This is a genomic window from Isoptericola sp. NPDC060185, from assembly GCF_042728595.1.
Classification (GTDB): Bacteria; Actinomycetota; Actinomycetes; order Actinomycetales; family Cellulomonadaceae; genus Isoptericola.
In genome coordinates this window covers 26,742-43,585 of the sequence record NZ_JBHWYY010000016.1, presented here as the reverse complement: position 1 = coordinate 43,585, position 16,844 = coordinate 26,742, and the positions used below count along the sequence as shown (strand labels likewise).

General features: G+C 74.5%; 16 protein-coding genes. 10 read left to right on the top strand and 6 right to left on the bottom strand.

The annotated features are described in order from the left end of the window. The first annotated feature begins 60 nt into the window (after nucleotides 1–60). Entirely contained in the window at nucleotides 61–663 is a 603-nt protein-coding gene (locus ACFWDO_RS08310; RefSeq protein WP_380315770.1) for a class I SAM-dependent methyltransferase, read from the top strand. A gap of 12 nt (nucleotides 664–675) precedes the next feature. On the opposite strand, the gene dapF is transcribed toward ACFWDO_RS08310, so the two are convergent. Further along, the gene (gene dapF / locus ACFWDO_RS08305; protein ID WP_380315773.1) at nucleotides 676–1,602 is read right to left on the bottom strand and encodes a diaminopimelate epimerase; all 927 of its coding nucleotides are present in this window, start codon (nucleotides 1,600–1,602) and stop codon (nucleotides 676–678) included. Then, nucleotides 1,599–2,660 (bottom strand): tRNA (adenosine(37)-N6)-dimethylallyltransferase MiaA, encoded by a 1,062-nt coding sequence (gene miaA / locus ACFWDO_RS08300; RefSeq protein ID WP_380315876.1) that lies wholly within the window; start codon nucleotides 2,658–2,660, stop codon nucleotides 1,599–1,601. The genes dapF and miaA overlap by 4 nt, the downstream gene beginning before the upstream one ends. A gap of 151 nt (nucleotides 2,661–2,811) precedes the next feature. Here miaA and ACFWDO_RS08295 point away from each other — a divergent pair, with 151 nt between their 5' ends. From ACFWDO_RS08295 to ACFWDO_RS08285, 3 genes are read left to right on the top strand one after another with little or no spacing between them, the layout of a single operon-like run. After that, nucleotides 2,812–3,291 carry a YbjN domain-containing protein gene (locus ACFWDO_RS08295; RefSeq protein ID WP_380315776.1) on the top strand — a complete coding sequence of 160 codons (480 nt, stop codon included), beginning with the start codon at nucleotides 2,812–2,814 and terminating at the stop codon, nucleotides 3,289–3,291. Then, nucleotides 3,288–5,234 carry an HSP90 family protein gene (locus ACFWDO_RS08290; RefSeq protein ID WP_380315778.1) on the top strand — a complete coding sequence of 649 codons (1,947 nt, stop codon included), beginning with the start codon at nucleotides 3,288–3,290 and terminating at the stop codon, nucleotides 5,232–5,234. The genes ACFWDO_RS08295 and ACFWDO_RS08290 overlap by 4 nt, the downstream gene beginning before the upstream one ends. Next, nucleotides 5,231–7,216 (top strand): hypothetical protein, encoded by a 1,986-nt coding sequence (locus ACFWDO_RS08285; RefSeq protein ID WP_380315780.1) that lies wholly within the window; start codon nucleotides 5,231–5,233, stop codon nucleotides 7,214–7,216. Before ACFWDO_RS08290 ends, ACFWDO_RS08285 begins: the two co-directional genes overlap by 4 nt. 96 nt (nucleotides 7,217–7,312) lie before the next feature. Here ACFWDO_RS08285 and ACFWDO_RS08280 read toward each other — a convergent pair whose 3' ends face one another. Further along, complete coding sequence (locus ACFWDO_RS08280) at nucleotides 7,313–8,062, bottom strand: hypothetical protein (protein WP_380315782.1); 750 nt, start codon at nucleotides 8,060–8,062, stop codon at nucleotides 7,313–7,315. A 119-nt stretch (nucleotides 8,063–8,181) separates the two neighbouring features. Between ACFWDO_RS08280 and ACFWDO_RS08275 the strand changes: the two genes are divergently transcribed. Further along, on the top strand, nucleotides 8,182–8,760 hold the full coding sequence (locus ACFWDO_RS08275) for a YbjN domain-containing protein (RefSeq protein WP_380315784.1): 579 nt from the start codon (nucleotides 8,182–8,184) through the stop codon (nucleotides 8,758–8,760). Continuing rightward, the gene (locus ACFWDO_RS08270) at nucleotides 8,757–9,344 is read left to right on the top strand and encodes a YbjN domain-containing protein (RefSeq protein ID WP_380315787.1); all 588 of its coding nucleotides are present in this window, start codon (nucleotides 8,757–8,759) and stop codon (nucleotides 9,342–9,344) included. Before ACFWDO_RS08275 ends, ACFWDO_RS08270 begins: the two co-directional genes overlap by 4 nt. Nucleotides 9,345–9,389: 45 nt before the next feature. On the opposite strand, the gene miaB is transcribed toward ACFWDO_RS08270, so the two are convergent. Next, nucleotides 9,390–11,033, bottom strand: coding sequence for a tRNA (N6-isopentenyl adenosine(37)-C2)-methylthiotransferase MiaB (gene miaB / locus ACFWDO_RS08265; protein ID WP_380315790.1), 1,644 nt, complete (start codon nucleotides 11,031–11,033; stop codon nucleotides 9,390–9,392). A 188-nt stretch (nucleotides 11,034–11,221) separates the two neighbouring features. Between miaB and ACFWDO_RS08260 the strand changes: the two genes are divergently transcribed. From ACFWDO_RS08260 to ACFWDO_RS08245, 4 genes are all read left to right on the top strand, one after another. Beyond that, nucleotides 11,222–12,016 carry an amino acid ABC transporter ATP-binding protein gene (locus ACFWDO_RS08260; RefSeq protein ID WP_380315793.1) on the top strand — a complete coding sequence of 265 codons (795 nt, stop codon included), beginning with the start codon at nucleotides 11,222–11,224 and terminating at the stop codon, nucleotides 12,014–12,016. 56 nt (nucleotides 12,017–12,072) lie between these two features. Next, the gene (locus ACFWDO_RS08255; RefSeq protein WP_380315796.1) at nucleotides 12,073–12,924 is read left to right on the top strand and encodes a glutamate ABC transporter substrate-binding protein; all 852 of its coding nucleotides are present in this window, start codon (nucleotides 12,073–12,075) and stop codon (nucleotides 12,922–12,924) included. Between the two features lie 162 nt (nucleotides 12,925–13,086). After that, nucleotides 13,087–13,776 carry an amino acid ABC transporter permease gene (locus ACFWDO_RS08250; RefSeq protein ID WP_380315799.1) on the top strand — a complete coding sequence of 230 codons (690 nt, stop codon included), beginning with the start codon at nucleotides 13,087–13,089 and terminating at the stop codon, nucleotides 13,774–13,776. Continuing rightward, entirely contained in the window at nucleotides 13,773–14,690 is a 918-nt protein-coding gene (locus tag ACFWDO_RS08245) for an amino acid ABC transporter permease (protein ID WP_380315802.1), read from the top strand. Before ACFWDO_RS08250 ends, ACFWDO_RS08245 begins: the two co-directional genes overlap by 4 nt. Before the next feature lie 157 nt (nucleotides 14,691–14,847). Here the strand turns inward: ACFWDO_RS08245 and ACFWDO_RS08240 are convergent, their stop codons facing one another. Both ACFWDO_RS08240 and recA read right to left on the bottom strand, forming a co-directional pair. Beyond that, nucleotides 14,848–15,618, bottom strand: coding sequence for a regulatory protein RecX (locus tag ACFWDO_RS08240; RefSeq protein WP_380315805.1), 771 nt, complete (start codon nucleotides 15,616–15,618; stop codon nucleotides 14,848–14,850). Nucleotides 15,619–15,697: 79 nt separating this feature from the next. Then, a complete protein-coding gene (recA, locus tag ACFWDO_RS08235; RefSeq protein ID WP_380315808.1) occupies nucleotides 15,698–16,819 on the bottom strand; it encodes a recombinase RecA in 1,122 nt (373 codons plus the stop codon). Between the last annotated feature and the right edge of the window lie 25 nt (nucleotides 16,820–16,844).

Below are 16,844 nucleotides of genomic sequence, written 5' to 3'. Positions count from 1 at the left end.
CGCGAGCCGCGTCGTGGTCCGGGACCCGGCCCGGGTCCGCGCGCGACCTAGGATCGGCGGGTGACCGAGCAGCCCGACCACTACTTCACCGCGCGCCCGGCCTCGGACGCCGAGCGCCGTCGCGCCGTCGTCCGGCTCGCGGGCCAGGATGTGGAGGTGGACGTCGCGGGCGGGGTCTTCTCCCCCGGCGGCGTGGACAAGGGCACCCAGGTGCTGCTTCGCGAGGTGCCGGCCTCGCCCGCCACGGGCGACCTCCTCGACCTGGGCTGCGGCTGGGGGCCGATCGCCCTCACGATGGCGCTGACCTCGCCCGACGCCACCGTCTGGGCGGTGGACGTCAACGAGCGCGCGCTTGACCTGCTGCGCTCGACGGCGGACCGGCTGGGCCTGGGGAACGTCCGCGCCGTGCGCGCCGAGGAGGTGCCGGACGACGTGCGGTTCGCCGCGATCTGGTCGAACCCGCCGATCCGCGTGGGCAAGGCGGTGCTGCACGACCTGATGCGCGCGTGGCTCCCCCGCCTCGCGCCCGGTGCGGCCGCGTGGCTGGTGGTGCAGAAGAACCTCGGCTCGGACTCGCTCGCCCGGTGGATCGTCGACGAGCTGGGCCGCGACGTCGAGCGCACCGCCTCGTCGAAGGGCTTCCGCGTCCTGCGGGTCGGTTGACCGACCGGCGTCTCAGAGCTCGGTCTCGCCGCTGAACACGAGCTCCGCCGGACCCGCGAGCTCCACGTGCCCGCCGTCGAGCAGGCGGACCCGCACGAGCCCACCCGGCACCTCGACCTCCCACACGTCCGGCACGGGGCCCGCCGCGCCGGCCAGCGCCCACGTGCGCACCGCGAGCGCCGCGGCGCACGCGCCCGTCCCGCAGGAGCGGGTCTCGCCGACGCCCCGCTCGTGCACCCGCATGCGCAGGCGACCGACCGCGCGCCCGTCGGCGTCCGTGGCCTCCGGCAGGGGCACGACGAGCTCCACGTTGGTGCCCTCGGGGGGCAGCGGGTCGACCTCCGGGGCGCGGGTCAGGTCGGCGTCCGCGAGCTCCTCCTCCCGCGCCAGGGCGACGACCGTGTGCGGGTTGCCCATGTCGACGCTCAGGGCGGGCCGCGGCGCCGCCCAGTCGCGCACCAGCACGGCGGCGTCCGCGCCGCGCCGCGCGGCCTCGTCCCCGCCCGGCAGGGACCAGGCCCCCATGTCGACCGCGTACCAGCCGCCGGGCTCCTTGCGGACCCGTCGCACCCCGGCCCGGGTGCCGAGGGCGAGCTCCTGGCCGTCGGCGAGGTCGGCGAGGCCGAGCTGCTCGGCGAACGCGGTGAAGACGCGCACGCCGTTGCCGCACATCTGCGCGACGGAGCCGTCGGCGTTGCGGTAGTCCATGAACCAGATCGCCGTGGGCTCCTCGGCGAGCACCGCGTCGGCGACCTTCTCCCCGGCGCGCGCGATCGCGGCCGTGGGGGTCAGGCGGATGACGCCGTCGCCGCCGATCCCGCCGCGGCGGTCGGTGAGGCGCCGCACGTGCTCGGGGGTCAGCTCGAGGTCCCCCCGGGTGTCGGCGACCAGCACGAAGTCGTTCTGGGTGCCGTGGCCCTTGGTGAAGCGCAGCGTCATGAGCCCAGACTACGGCGCACGGCCTGCGCGCCGGGCGCAGGCAGCCTGCCGGCGTCGGCGGCGCGGACCACCGCGAGCGCCTGCTCGAGCAGGTCGGGCGACCCGGCGTCGAGCCAGCACACGCGCGGGTCTCGGCCGAACCAGCCCATCTGCTTGCGGGCCAGCCGGCGCGTGTTCGCGACGATCGCCTCGCGGGCGGCGTCCGGGGTGAGCTCCCCGCGCCAGCACGCGAGGAGCTCCGCGTAGCCGACGGCACGGGCCGCCGTCGTGCCCATGCCCGCGCCCGTCCCGCCCTGCGCGGGCGACGCGAGCGACCGCACCTCCTCGACCAGGCCCTCGTCCCACATCCGGTCCACCCGGCCGGCCACCCGGGCGTCGAGCACGGCGCGGTCGCAGTCCAGCCCGATCTGCACGGCCGGGCGGACGTGCTCCTGGCGCGGCAGGTTGGCGGTGTACGGGCGACCGGTGAGCTCGATGACCTCGAGCGCCCGCACGATCCGGCGCGTGTTGTGCGGGCCGATCGACGCGGCGGCGCCGGGGTCGAGCCGGGCGAGCTCGTCGTGCAGCGCGCGCCGCCCCTCGCGCTCGGCGCGTTCCTCGAGGCGGGCCCGCACGTCCGGGTCGGTGCCGGGGAAGTCCATGTGGTCGAGCAGGGCCCGCACGTAGAGGCCGGACCCGCCCACGACGACGGCACGGGCGCCGCGCCCCGCGATGGCGTCGAGGTCGGCGCGGGCCTCGGCCTGGTAGCGCGCGACGGACGCGTCGTCGCGGGGGTCCAGGACGTCGAGCTGGTGGTGGGCGATCCCTCGCCGCTCGGCCTTCGGCACCTTCGCGGTGCCGACGTCCATGCCGCGGTAGAGCTGGAAGGCGTCGGCGTTGACCACCTCGGCGTCGGCCGCGCCCCGCAGGTCGGCCTCACCCTCGGGGGACAGGGCCTGGGCCAGGTCGAGCGCGAGGTCGGACTTCCCGGTGGCGGTGGGGCCGACGACGGCCACGACCACGGGGGCGCCCGGCGGGCTCGGGGCCGGGCTCTGGGCAGGGCTCGGTGCGGGGGGCAGAACGCTCACGCGACGACCCTAGCCCGGGGGCCACGACCCGCTCCGGGCCGCTTGTCGGACGGGCTGCATAGGGTGTCCTTCACCACCCCCACCGCTGCCCGGCGCGACGATCTCCCGCGCGCCGCTGGCCATCGCACGGAACCGAGGACCCATGGGTTACTTCACCAAGCCGACCGACGCGGCCCCCGCCGCCCCCGCCGCGCTGACGCGCGACCGGCTCGAGGCGCTCATGACGCGCCGGGACTGGTACTTCGGCATCGACGACGACGGCGACCTCGGCGGCGTCTGGGACGACAACACGTTCTACTTCCTCCTGGTGGGCGAGCCCCGCGGCATCCTGCAGATCCGCGGCCGCTGGAGCCGCACGCTGCCCCTGGCCGAGCTGGACGCGCTCACGGGGATGCTCAACGCCTGGAACGTGGAGCGGATCTGGCCCAAGGTCTTCGCCCGCCCGGAGGACGACGGCTCGGGAGTCGTCGTGTACGCCGAGGTGGCCACCGACCTGCGCAGCGGCGCGAACGACGAGCAGCTCGAGCGCATCGTCGACTGCGGCCTCGCCACAGGCCTGTCGTTCTTCGAGGCGCTCGACGAGCGGTACCCCGCGCCCGAGACCGCCGGCGACGTGCGGTGAGCAGCGGCACCGACGCGTTCCAGGTCGACCTGCGCGGGCTCGTCGAGCTGCTCAGCCGGCACCTGTACTCCAGCCCGCGGGTCTACCTGCGCGAGCTGCTCCAGAACGGCGTGGACGCGATCACCGCGCGCCGCGCCCTCGACCCCGACGCACCCGCGCGGGTGCTCCTGCGGCCCCTGGACGACGGCGGCCTCGAGGTGCACGACACGGGCGTCGGGCTCACGGCCGACGAGGCGCGCGACCTGCTGGCCACCATCGGCCGCAGCTCGAAGCGGGACGACCCGCTGGACCCCGCCACCGACCCCCTCGAAGGGGCGCTCGGCGGCGGGTTCGGGGGCGGGCGCGAGGAGTTCCTCGGCCAGTTCGGCATCGGGCTGCTGTCGGCGTTCATGGTCGCGGACGAGATCGACCTGGTCTCGCGCTCGGCCCGCTCCCCCGGGGCGCCGCCCGTGCGCTGGCGCGGCTACGCCGACGGCCGGTACGAGCTGACCGAGCTCGACCCCGCCGACCCCGAGGCGCCCGCGGAGCCCGGCAGCGTCGTGCGGCTGCGCCCACTTCGGGACGCGGAGCACTGGCTCGAGCCCGGCACGGTGGCCGCCCTCGCGGCCGACTTCGGCGGCCTGCTGCCGGTGGACGTGTCGATCGAGACGCGCCTGGACGACGGCGGCACCGCCCGTCGCCGGCTCAGCGGGGACGAGCTGCCGTGGCGGCGGGCGTACGCGGACGACGCCGAGCGCCGCCGCGCGCTGGCCGCGTACTGCGAGCGCACGCTCGGCTTCACGCCGCTCGCGCACGTCGACCTCGACCTGCCGGTCGCGGGCCTCACGGGCGTCGCCTTCGTGCTGCCCGCCGCCGTCGCCCCGTCCACCTCGGCGCACCACCGGGTGTCGCTCAAGCGGATGCTGCTCGGCACGGGCGTCGAGGGGCTGCTGCCCGACTGGGCGTTCTTCGTGCGCTGCGTCGTGGACGCCTCGGCGCTGCGCCCGACGGCGTCGCGCGAGGGCCTGTTCGAGGACGAGATCCTGCTCGCCGCGCGCGAGGCGCTCGGCGAGCGCGTGCGCGCCTGGACGATCGAGACGCTCGCCGAGCCGTCGCCGCTGGGCCGCGCCTTCCTGTCCACCCACCACCTCGCCGTCCGCGCCCTGGCCGTGCAGGACGACGCGATGCTCGACCTCGCCGCCCGCGTGCTGCCGTTCGAGACCACCGTCGGCACCCGCACGCTCGCCGACCTGGCCCAGCCCGCCGACGGCGATGCGCCGGCGCGCGTGCTGTGGACCACGAGCGTCGAGGAGTACCGCCGGGTCGCCGCCGTCGCGGCCGCGCAGGGGCTGCCCGTGCTCAACGCGGGCTACGTGTACGACGCCGACCTGCTGGCCCGCGTCGCCCGTCGGCACCCGGCCTGGCGCCTCGCCCCCGTCGCGCCGGGCGACCTGGAGGCCGTCCTCGCGGCGGTGGCGCCGGTGCGCGAGCTCGAGGTGACGGACGCCCTGTCCGCGCTGCGCGACGACCTGGCCGACCAGGACTGCGACGTCGAGCTGCGCGTCTTCGAGCCCGCCGAGGTGCCCGCGCTGCTCCTGTCCGACCGGGACGGCGAGCACACGCGCCAGGCCCGGGAGGCGGCCACGCCGGTCGACGGCACCACGGACGTGTGGGGCGCGGTCCTCGCCGGCCTCACCGGGCCGGCCCGGGCACGACGGCTGGTGCTGAACGACGCCAACCCGACGGTCCGCGCCCTGCTCGCCGCCGGGGACGCCCCGGTCCGCGCGGCCGGGGCCCGCTCGCTCTACGTCACGGCGCTCCTCGCCTCCGGCCGCCCGCTCGCGGGCCCGGAGGCCGGGCTGCTCGACGACGCCCTGCGCACGCTCCTCGAGCGCGCGCTGCCCGCCCCGCCCCACCACCCGGGCACCCAGTCCAGCCACGAGACCGAGGACGACGCACGATGACCCGCACCCTGGACGAGGCGAACAGTGCCGTCTCGACGATCATGAGCATGCCGTACGGCGTCGCCCGCAGCGCCGCCGCGGAGCAGGAGGCCGCGCGCATCACCGCGGAGGGGCCGGACGAGGCGCGGGCGTACGCCCTGTTCGCACTGGTCGACTCGTACACGTCGACCCCGGAGGCGGAGAAGGCGTTCCTGCCCTTCACGCAGCTGGTGCGTTGGTGGGACGAGCACCCGGAGCTCTTCGACGGCAGCGACCAGCACTCGCTCTTCTGGTCGTTCAAGTGGATGGTCGGGCTGCTCGCCCGCTTCCCCTCCGTCCCGACCGCTCAGATCGACGCGACGCTCGACGACATGGAGCGCCGCTACGCCCTCGCGGGCAACGGGACCAGCGCGGTGGCGGGCGAGCGGTTCGCCTGGCTCCGCTCGCAGGGCGACCCCGGCACCGAAGCCGCCTACCGCACCTGGATCACGACGCCGCGCGACAGCTTCTCCGACTGCGCCGCCTGCACCCCGAGCCAGCAGGCCGAGTACCTGGCCGAGACGGGCCGGGTGCGCGAGGCGGCGGACCTCGTCGTCGCCGCCGCACGCTCGGGAGCGAGCTGCGGGGACGAGCCGGCGGGCATGGAGGCACTGCTGGAGCTGCTCCTGCTGGACCTCGGCGACGCCGACGGCGCCGCCGCCGCGCACCGCAGCGCCATGAGCCACCTCGACGCCGCCGTGTCGAAGGAGATCTCCGTCGCCCGGCACGTGGAGTTCCTCGCCCGCGCCGGCCACCCGGAGCGGGCCCTGCGCCTGCTGCACGCCTACCCCGAGCACCTCACGGTCTCCGACTCACCGGGCGAGCGGCTCGCGGTGCTCACCCACGTGGCGGTCGCCACCGGGGTGCTGCGCGAGACGCGGGGCGACACGGCGGTCCGCCTGCCTGGCGTCCCCGCGACCACGGTCGCCGAGCTCGACGACTGGGCCCGCGCCCAGGTCGCCCCCATCGCAGCCTCCTTCGACGCACGCAACGGCACCGACCGGCACGCACGGCTCCTGGAGGCCGCGTGGGAGCGGCGGTCGCGGCTCCTTCCCGTCGAGATCGGTGTGCTCGCCGCGGCGGCCCGCGCCGCCGCCCAGGCGGCCCCCGAGGTGGCTCCAGCGGCCGGCACCGAGGTGCCCGACTTCCCCGCGGGCGTCGACGCGCAGTCCCCCGCGGGCATCGACGTCGGCCTGGTCGTCGACGCCGACCCGGTCTCCGCGGCCCTGGCCCGCGCGGAGGAGACCCCGGACCCCGTCGCGGCGTCGGGCGCCTACCTCGAGGCGTCACGCCTCGCTGAAGAGCTGGGCCGGCTCGAGGACGCCGGCTTCGCGCTCGCCGAGGCGGCGCAGATCGCCGCCGTCCTCGGCGACGACGAGGGCGCGGCCCCCGCCTTCGTTCGCGCGGTCGCGCTGCTCCGCGCGGCCGGCACCGACCCCGTGTTCGCGGGCCCGGTGGTGCGCGCCGCCGCGACCGTACAGGCGCGCACCGGTGACCTGGAGGCCGCGGTGGCCGCCGTCGAGCGAACCCTCGACGACCTCGAGCACGCGACGGACGGGCTCCCCGAGGCGCCCACACCCGACCTCGCGCAGCAGCTGGCCGAGCGGCGCGGCGCACAGGTGACGGCCGAGGCACTCCAGCTGCGCGACGTCCGCGCCCGGCTCGTCGCGACCGCCGGCCGGCACGCGGAGGCGGCGGCCGAGGCGGAGCGCGTCGCCGAGGAGCTCGGCCGCGCCGGCCTTCTCCGTGACGCCGCCCACGCGTTCTGGCTGACCGGCAGCGCCCGACGCGCGGCCGGAGACGCCGCCTCGGCCGCGGACCCGCTGCGAGCGGCCCTGGAGGGCCTGACCGCGGTCGGCGACCGCGACGCGCGCACCGCCGTCGCCGACGAGCTCGTGGGCACGCTGCGAGCCCTCGGGCGCGACGAGGAGGCCGATGCCGTCGCCGCTTCCCTGGTCTCCTGACGTCGTCGGGTCTGCTGACGCCATCGGTCTGCTGACGCCGTCGGTCTGCTGAACCCGTCGGCCCCCACGAGGCCGGAGGCCGGTCCCGCGCGGGCGCTACGCCCGTGCGGGCCGGTCGGCGCCGACGATCTCGCCCTCGGCCACCGGGTAGGACGCCGGGAGGTGCTCGTGCCCGCCCGGTACAGCGCCGACCTGCCAGGCCCAGGCTCCCGGCGCGGCCGTCGCGTCGAGGGCGACGCGGACGGCCGGGGCAAGCGCCAGCGCAGCCGATGCTCCCCGTTCGGCGGCCAGGTCCGCTGCAAGGTCGGAGCCCAGGTCCGGAGCCAGGTCCGCAGCCGTGTCCGGGGTCGGGTCTGCGGCCGCGCCGGACGTCCCGGGGACGGCCCCTCCGGCCACGACGATCCCGCGCGCCCGGCCGAGCGCGGCGCGGGCGTCGGCGCCGGGTCCGTCCGCGCCCACCTCCACCACCACGACGTCGGCCACGTCCGCCTCACGCCCCGCCCGGACGAGCGCCGCCCGCAGGGCGACGAGCGCGACCGACGCCGGCACGTGCGCGGTCGTGGCGCCCGCGTCCGGCCAGCCGGCGACCGCGGGCACCCAGCGGTCCGCCACCCCCGCGCCCGCGAGCGACGGGCGCAGCCGGCCGACCCGGCCGTGCCCGGCGCGCGGGACGGGCGCCAGCACGACGAGAGTTCCGTCACCCGCCGTGGTCGCCGCCGGCCCGGACACGAGACGGTCCAGCGCCTCGTCGACCGCCCGCCGGACGTCGCCCAGCCGGTCGACGTCCCCGCCGGCACCGGGCACGAGCAGGGGCGTTGCGGGCAGGACCACGGCACGGGCTGGCACCCGGCCAACCTACCGCCGCGGCGCGGCGGGTCGCCGCGTCACGCCAGGTGGGCGCCGCGCCCGCACCATCACCCGGTCGCCCGCCTCGTCGTCCGGCCCACGACGTGTAGCGTGGACGGGTGAGGTTCTTCGGTCCACGCCGGGCAAGCAAGGTCCGGCCGACCTCCGTCGGCCGGGACGACGAGTTCGCGGACGACCTGCGCGACGACGAGCTCCACGACCGCATCGAGGGCCTGCTCGCCGACGAGGTCGGCAGCCCGGACGACGTGCTGTCCCCGCTCTCGCGCGACCGCGTCACCGACTGGATGGAACGGTCCGGCTTCTCCTACTTCGTCGACTCGGACGGCGACGTGGGCGGCCTGTGGCACGGCTGGCTCTTCTACTTCCTGGTCCTGGGCGAGCGCGCCGAGGTGCTCCAGGTGCGCGGGCAGTGGCACCGCGACCTGAGCATCGACCGCCTGGGCGAGATCCTCGAGATCTGCAACGAGTGGAACGCCGAGCGGATCTGGCCCAAGGCCTACGTGCGGGTGCGCGACGACGGCTCGGTGGTCGTCTGCGCGGAGGTCACGGTGGACGTGGGCAGCGCGGTCGGCGAGGCGCAGCTCGACCAGTTCCTGCAGTGCGGGCTCAGCACCGGCTCGATGTTCTTCGAGCACCTCGACGGCACGTTCCGTGACCCCCTGCGGGACGCGTCGTGACCGGCACCGACCGGGCGGACGGCGTGGGCCGTCGCGTGCTGCGCGGCGCCCGGCGGGCCGCCGGCGCCGTGGGCCGGGCCGTCCAGGACGCCGGGGCCCGGGTCGCCGCGCGCAGCGAGACGGCTCCCGCCCGGACCGGCCGTCCCGCCGCCGGTCCGCGCCCCCTCTCGAGCGCGCGCGTCGCGGACGACCTCTCGCGCCGTGGCTACCGGTTCCGCACGGACGACGACGGCGACGTCACGGGCACCTGGGACGGCAACCGGTTCTGGTTCCTGCTGCTCGGCGACCACGAGGAGATCCTCCAGGTCCGCGGCCGCTGGGCCGGCACCGTCCCCGAGGGCTCGCGCATGGCGGTGCTGCAGGCGGTCAACGACTGGAACCGCGAACGGGTGTGGCCCAAGGTCTACACCCGCCCGGAGGGCGACGGGCTCGCCCTCTACGCCGAGGTCTCGGCGGACTTCGAGCACGGCGCCACCGACGAGCAGCTCGCCGCGACCGTGTCGTGCGGACTCGTGACGTCGTCCCAGTTCTTCAGCACCGTGGGCGCGCTGGCGCCCGGCCCGGACCCGGACGACCTGGACTGACGGGCCCTGCGCCCGTCGCCGCGCAGCCCCTCGCCGTGCGCGCCCTCAGGCGCGCAGTGAGGGCATCCCCAGCGACACCGGGCCGCCGGAGGCAGCGGCACCGCCGTGGCCGTGCTCGTCCTCACCGCCGCCGAGGCGCGCGGTCTCGCGCTGCGCCCACGCGTCCCCCGAGCGGGTGCGCCGCACGGCGTACGTGCCGCCGTCCAGCGCGGAGTCCGCGATGAGGTGGTGCGGGGCGGCGCGCGTGACGTCCACGGTCACGACGTCGCCCGGCCGCGGAAGGCGCGGGTCGAGCGCGTCGCGGTCGGCCAGCCGCGGGTCGTCGAGCGACGCGGGCGCGCCGGTGGCGCGGTCGTCGCCGGCCAGGACGTCGACCGGCAGCGCGACGTGGACGAGCCGGTTGTCGGGCGCCCGCCCGGACAGGCGGTGCGCCGCGCCGTCCTTCTTGCCGGCACCTTCGGCGACGAGGACCTCCACGGTGCGGCCCACCTGGCGGTCGGCCTCCTCGCCGGCGATGCGCTCCTGGAGCTCCAGAAGGCGCTCGAAGCGCTCCTGCACGACCTCCTTCGGCAGCTGCTCCTCCATGGTCGCGGCGGGGGTCCCCGGGCGCGGCGAGTACTGGAACATGAACGCCGAGCTGAAGCGCGAGGCCTCCACGACGCGCAGCGTGTCGCGGAAGTCCTCCTCGGTCTCGCCCGGGAAGCCGACGATGATGTCGGTGGTGATGGCGGCGTCAGGCATGGCGTCCCGGACCCGGTCCAGGATGCCCAGGAACTTCGCCGACCGGTACGACCGCCGCATCGCGCGCAGCACGCGGTCCGACCCGGACTGGAGCGGCATGTGCAGGCTCGGCATGACGTTGGGGGTCTCGGCCATCGCCTCGATGACGTCGTCCGTGAACGCCGCCGGGTGCGGGGACGTGAACCGCACCCGCTCCAGGCCCTCGATCGCGCCGCAGGCGCGCAGCAGCTTCGCGAACGCTCCCCGGTCGCCGAACTCGACGCCGTAGCTGTTGACGTTCTGGCCCAGCAGGGTCACCTCGACCGCGCCGGCGGCCACGAGCGCCTCCACCTCGGCCAGGACCTCGCCCGGCCGCCGGTCGCGCTCCTTGCCGCGCAGGTGCGGCACGATGCAGAACGTGCACGTGTTGTTGCAGCCGACGGAGATCGAGACCCAGCCCGCGTAGACCGACTCGCGCCGGGTGGGCAGCGTCGAGGGGAAGACCTGCAGCGACTCCGCGATCTCCACCTGGGCCTCGGCGTTGTGTCGCGCGCGCTCGAGCAGCACGGGCAGCGCGTCGAGGTTGTGGGTGCCGAAGACGACGTCGACCCACGGCGCCTTCGAGACGATCTCGCCGCGGTCCTTCTGGGCGAGGCAGCCGCCGACGGCGATCTGCATGCCCGGCCGGTCCGCCTTGATCCCGGCGAGCTGCCCGAGGTTCCCGTAGAGGCGGGTCGCGGCGTTCTCGCGCACGGCGCACGTGTTGATCACGACCACGTCGGCGCGGCTCGCGGCCTCGTCCTCGGCGGTGGCGCGCGCGTACCCGGCCTGCTCGAGCATGCCCGCCATGTGCTCGGAGTCGTGGACGTTCATCTGGCAGCCCAGGGTGCGCACCATGTAGGTGCGACGGCCGGGCGCCTCGTCCGTGGGACGGACCGGCGCGGCGGGGCTCTGCGTGGTACTGGACATCGCCTCTAGGGTACGGTGCCGGACGGCCGGGCCCCGACGAGGCGACCCACCTTCTCCTGCGCGACGTGGTCGACGACGCCAGAGGCTCGGGCCCGCACGCACGTCCGTGCCGGCACTGTTACGCAACCGTTGCGGAACCGCACCCACCGGTGCTGGTCGCGGAAACACCGAGTGGATAGGTTCGACAGATGGATCACGACGGCGCGACCACGACGACCGACCCCGCGGGGTCGTCGTCCTCCCTCGGAGCCCCCCTCGTGGAGCTCAAGGACGTGAACAAGCACTTCGGCGACCTGCACGTGCTGAAGGACATCGACCTCACCGTCCGTCGCGGCGAGGTCCTGGTCGTCATCGGGCCGTCAGGCTCCGGCAAGTCGACGCTCTGCCGCGCGATCAACCGGCTCGAGACGATCGACTCGGGCGAGATCCGCATCGACGGGCAGCCGCTGCCCGAGGAGGGCAGGGCGCTGGCCAAGCTGCGCTCCGACGTCGGGATGGTGTTCCAGTCCTTCAACCTCTTCGCGCACAAGACGATCCTCGAGAACGTCACGCTCGGGCCCGTCAAGGTCCGCCGGGAGAAGACGTCGGCCGCGAAGCAGCGTGCGCTGGAGCTGCTCGACCGGGTCGGGGTGAAGAACCAGGCCCAGAAGATGCCCGCCCAGCTCTCGGGCGGCCAGCAGCAGCGCGTCGCGATCGCCCGGGCGCTGGCCATGAAGCCCAAGGTGATGCTCTTCGACGAGCCCACCTCGGCGCTCGACCCGGAGATGATCAACGAGGTCCTCGACGTCATGGTGGCCCTCGCCAAGGAGGGCATGACGATGATCGTCGTCACCCACGAGATGGGCTTCGCGCGCAAGGCGGCCCACCGCGTCGTCTTCATGGCCGACGGCCAGATCGTCGAGGAGGCCACGCCCGAGGAGTTCTTCACCGCGCCCAAGAGCGACCGGGCGAAGGACTTCCTGTCCAAGATCCTCTCCCACTGACCCCGGCAGGGACCGGAACAACGGGACCGGCCTCTCAACGACGAAGGGTAAGAACGATGCGCACACGACACATGGGTGCCGCCACGCTCGCCGCACTGACCGCACTCACGCTCGCCGCCTGTGGTGGCGGCGACGTCGGCGGCGGCGGTGAGGAGACCGGCGGCTCCGGCGGCGGCGACACCATCAAGATCGGCATCAAGTTCGACCAGCCGGGCCTCGGCCTGCAGGAGGGCAGCGACTACACGGGCTTCGACACCGACGTCGCCCGCTACGTCGCGGACAAGCTCGGCTATTCCGAGGACCAGATCCAGTGGGTCGAGGCGCCGTCGGCCAACCGCGAGACCATGCTGCAGACCGGCCAGGTCGACATGATCTTCGCGACGTACTCCATCACCGACGAGCGCAAGGAGCAGGTCGCGTTCGCGGGCCCGTACTTCGTCGCCGGCCAGGACCTCCTCGTCGCACAGGACAACACGGACATCACCGGCCCGGAGTCGCTCGAGGGCAAGAACCTCTGCTCGGTGACCGGCTCGACCTCCGCGCAGCGGATCAAGGACGAGTACGCCACGGGCGTCCAGCTCGTCGAGCGGCCCAGCTACGTCGAGTGCGTCACCGCGCTCACCGCTGGCCAGGTCGACGCCGTCACGACCGACGACATCATCCTCGCCGGCCTCGCGGCCCAGCCCGCCAACAAGGGCAAGGTCAAGGTCGTGGGCAACCCGTTCTCCGAGGAGAAGTACGGCGTGGGCCTGCCGCAGGACAACGACACCTGCTCCAAGATCAACGACGCCATCACGTCGATGATCGACGACGGCTCGTGGCAGAAGGCGATCGACTCGAACACCGAGGGCACCGGGTACACGCCGAACGCGGACCTCAACCCGCCGACGCCCGAGCCTTGCGCCTGACGTCGACGACCTGACCGATCGGCCGAGGGGAGCGGTGTGCCGCGCCGCTCCCCTCGTTCGTCGGCCACCGTTCGTCGACCACCGCTCGTCGACCACCGCTCGTCGACCACCAGCCCGTCCACCGCGGCCCCGCCGCACCACCCCCCGGGAGGCTGACACACCGTGGGTGACTACCTGTCCCAGTTCGGGGCGCTGCTCGGCGAGTACCCCGTCGCGAGCGCGTTCTGGGTCAACATCCAGCTGACGTTCTGGGCCGCCATCGGGTCGCTCGTCCTCGGCACCCTGCTCGCGCTCATGCGCATCTCCCCCATCGCGAGCCTGCGGTGGGCCGGAGCCGCCTATGTCAACATCCTGCGCAACACGCCGCTGACCGTCATCATGACGTTCCTGTTCCTGGCCGTCTGGACCCAGCTCCAGATCACCCTGTCGGACAACTTCGCCACGAACTTCTTCCTCTTCGGCGTGATCGGCCTCACCGTGTACCACGCGGCGTTCGTGTGCGAGGCGATCCGCTCGGGCGTCAACACCGTGCCCCTCGGCCAGGCCGAGGCTGCCCGCGCGATCGGGCTGCCGTTCCTTCCCTCCGCGCGGCTCATCATCCTGCCGCAGGCGTTCCGCGGGGCCATCGCGCCCCTGGGCAACACCCTCATCGCCCTCCTGAAGAACTCCACGGTGGCCGCCGCGGTGAGCGTCTCGACGGAGACCTCGACCCTCATGCGGGAGATGATCGACAGCAACGCGAACTACATCTACGCGATCTTCGCCCTGTTCGCGATCGGCTTCGTGATCCTCGTGATCCCCATCGGCCTGCTCACCACGTATCTCTCCAACCGACTGGCGGTGCGCCGATGAGCACGCAGCAGACCGTCCTCTTCGACGCGCCCGGTCCCCGCGCGCGCCGCCGCATCCTCCTCGGCAACATCGTGGGGGCGCTCGTCGTGCTCGGCGTCGCCGCGGCCGTCGTGGTCGCCCTCGCGAACAAGGGGCAGTTCGCCGCCGCGCTGTGGAGCCCGATCTTCACGTCGAGCGCGTGGGAGAACTACTTCATCCCCGGCCTGCGGAACACCTTGCGCGCCGCCGGCTGGGCCATCGTCGGGGCCGTCATCTTCGGCCTCATCCTCGGGTCGGGCCGCCTCGCCCGGTCCCGGACCGTCCGCTGGGTCAGCGGCGTGGTCGTGGAGTTCTTCCGCGCTGTCCCCGTGCTGCTGATGATGATCTTCTTCTGGCTGCTGCTCGGCTTCAACCACGTGGAGACGCCCGAGTTCCTCGCGGTCGTGATCGCGCTCATCCTCTACAACGGCTCCGTCATCGCCGAGCTCGTGCGCTCCGGCGTGGGCAACCTGCCCAAGGGGCAGTCGGAGGCGGGCCTCGCGATCGGGCTCACCGGAGGCCAGACCCTGAGGTCCATCCAGCTCCCGCAGGCGCTCATCGCCATGCTGCCCGCCCTGGTCTCGCAGCTCGTGGTCGTGCTGAAGGACTCCGCACTGGGGCAGATCATCAGCTACCCGGAGCTGCTCCGCGCCGCGCAGATCTTCGGGAACCTCAACAGCAACAACCTGCAGACGCTGACGGTGGCCGCGCTCGTGTTCATCGTCATCAACTGGGCGCTCACCGCGGTGGCCCGCTGGCTGTCCCGCTACCTCAGCGGGCGCACGTCCGGCGCGACGGGGACCGGTCCCGGCATCGGCAACCCGACCGCCGTCGCCGGCGGGACGACCGGGCCCGGCAACGCCATCGCCGCCACCGGGGACCCGAGCGCGACCTGACGCCCGGCACGCGCCCCCACGAGGACGGCTGCCCCGGACCCTTCTCGCGCCCGGGGCAGCCGTCGTTCCGTGCGGGGCTCCGATCCCGAGGCGTCATGACCGACGTGGACGTGGCGGCGACGCCACCGAGGCTGCGGAGACCGGGGCAGCGCTCAGGTCAGTCCTCCGCGCCGGGATAGTCGTCGTCGAGGTCGTCGGCGCCGTCCTCCGCGAGCGCGTCCTTCACGACGGCGAACGAGACCCCGGGCGCGTACCCCTTGCGCCCTAGGGCGCCGACAGCCCGCCGCACGCGCACGTCGCGCTCGAGCCCGCGGGTGCGCGCGACGTGCTTGCGGGCGAGGGCGAGGGCGGCCTCGTGCTCGTCGTCGCCGTCCACCTGCTCGAGGGCGTCCGCGGCGGTCTCCTCGTCGATGCCCCGCCTCCGGAGCTCCATCGCGAGGGCGCGGCGCGACAGCCCGCGCTCCGCGTGCCGGGTGCGCACGAGCATGTCCGCGTAGGCCGCGTCGTCGACCAGGCCGACCTCGTCGAACCGGTCGAGCACGGGGGCGACGACCGCCTCCGGGTACCCCTTGCGCGCCAGCGACTGCTCGAGCTCGGCCCGGCTCTTGGGCGCGGCGGTGAGGATCCGCAGCAGCGTCTCGCGGGCCTTCTCCGCGGCGTCCTCGACGCTCAGGTCGCCCGACTCCAGCCGCTCCGCCACGGTGCGCCGCGGCTGGCGGGAGCCCGACCGGCGCCGGCCGCCGGGCCCGTCGCCGGCCTCGTCCTCCGCCACTCCGGCGACGGCGAGTCCCGCGTCATCCGAGGCGGCACCGTCGTCGTCGGGGACGGCGCGGCTCTCGCGCGCGTCGACCCAGCCCTGCGACCGTGCGCCCTGCGGGCGGCCGCGGCGCTTCCCCACGCCGCGACCGCCCAGGGCGTCCGTGGTCACGCGACCCTCCTCGGCACGACACGCCGGCGTGCGCGGCTCCGCCTGCGAGCGGCGCCGCACACGCCGGTGACCGCGCGGATCAGAACGGCGCCTTCTTGCCCTTGGCGCCAGCCTTGGCCGGAGCCGGGTCGACCGACAGCCCGGTCGCGGAGGCCGCGGCACCGGCGGCCGGCGCGGCCGTGTCCTCGGCGGGGGCGTCCAGCTTGGCGCCGACGCCCAGCTTCTCCTTGATCCGCTTCTCGATCTCGTTCGCCAGGTCCGGGTTGTCCCGCAGGAAGGCCCGGGCGTTCTCCTTGCCCTGGCCGAGCTGGTCGCCCTCGTAGGTGAACCACGAGCCGGACTTGCGCACGAACCCGTGCTCCACGCCCATGTCGATCAGGCCGCCCTCGCGGGAGATGCCCACGCCGTACAGGATGTCGAACTCGGCCTGCTTGAACGGCGGCGCCATCTTGTTCTTGACGACCTTGACGCGGGTGCGGTTGCCGACGGGCTCCGTGCCCTCCTTGAGGGTCTCGATGCGGCGGATGTCCATGCGCACCGAGGCGTAGAACTTCAGCGCCTTGCCACCCGTGGTGGTCTCCGGGGAGCCGAAGAACACGCCGATCTTCTCCCGGAGCTGGTTGATGAAGATCGCGGTGGTGCCCGACGCGCTCAGCGCGCCGGTGATCTTGCGCAGCGCCTGCGACATCAGGCGGGCCTGCAGGCCCACGTGGCTGTCGCCCATCTCGCCCTCGATCTCGGCCTTGGGCACGAGCGCCGCGACGGAGTCGATGACGATGATGTCCAGCGCACCGGAACGGATCAGCATGTCCGTGATCTCCAGCGCCTGCTCGCCGGTGTCCGGCTGCGAGACCAGCAGCGCGTCGGTGTCGACGCCGAGCTTCTTGGCGTACTCCGGGTCCAGCGCGTGCTCGGCGTCGACGAACGCCGCGATGCCGCCGGCCCGCTGGGCGCTGGCGACGGCGTGCAGGGCGACGGTCGTCTTGCCGGAGGACTCGGGGCCGTAGATCTCCACGACGCGGCCGCGCGGGAGGCCGCCGATGCCGAGCGCGACGTCGAGCGCGATCGAGCCGGTGGGGATGACCTCGACGGGTGCACGACCCTCGTCGCCGAGGCGCATGACCGAGCCCTTGCCGAAGCTGCGGTCGATCTGGGCGAGCGCGGCCTCGAGTGCCTTCTCGCGGTCTGCCGTTGCGGGCATGTCGGTCACCTTTGCGTTCTGGGCG

What these genes read in the sequence shown, in the direction of transcription:
- ACFWDO_RS08295 (WP_380315776.1), top strand. Translation starts at nt 2,812, where the DNA reads ATGGGTTACTTCACCAAGCCGACCGACGCGGCCCCCGCCGCCCCCGCC.
- ACFWDO_RS08245 (WP_380315802.1), top strand. Translation starts at nt 13,773, where the DNA reads ATGAGCACGCAGCAGACCGTCCTCTTCGACGCGCCCGGTCCCCGCGCG.
- ACFWDO_RS08260 (WP_380315793.1), top strand. Translation starts at nt 11,222, where the DNA reads ATGGATCACGACGGCGCGACCACGACGACCGACCCCGCGGGGTCGTCG.
- recA (WP_380315808.1), bottom strand. Translation starts at nt 16,819, where the DNA reads ATGCCCGCAACGGCAGACCGCGAGAAGGCACTCGAGGCCGCGCTCGCC.
- ACFWDO_RS08285 (WP_380315780.1), top strand. Translation starts at nt 5,231, where the DNA reads ATGACCCGCACCCTGGACGAGGCGAACAGTGCCGTCTCGACGATCATG.
- ACFWDO_RS08255 (WP_380315796.1), top strand. Translation starts at nt 12,073, where the DNA reads ATGCGCACACGACACATGGGTGCCGCCACGCTCGCCGCACTGACCGCA.
- miaB (WP_380315790.1), bottom strand. Translation starts at nt 11,033, where the DNA reads ATGTCCAGTACCACGCAGAGCCCCGCCGCGCCGGTCCGTCCCACGGAC.
- dapF (WP_380315773.1), bottom strand. Translation starts at nt 1,602, where the DNA reads ATGACGCTGCGCTTCACCAAGGGCCACGGCACCCAGAACGACTTCGTG.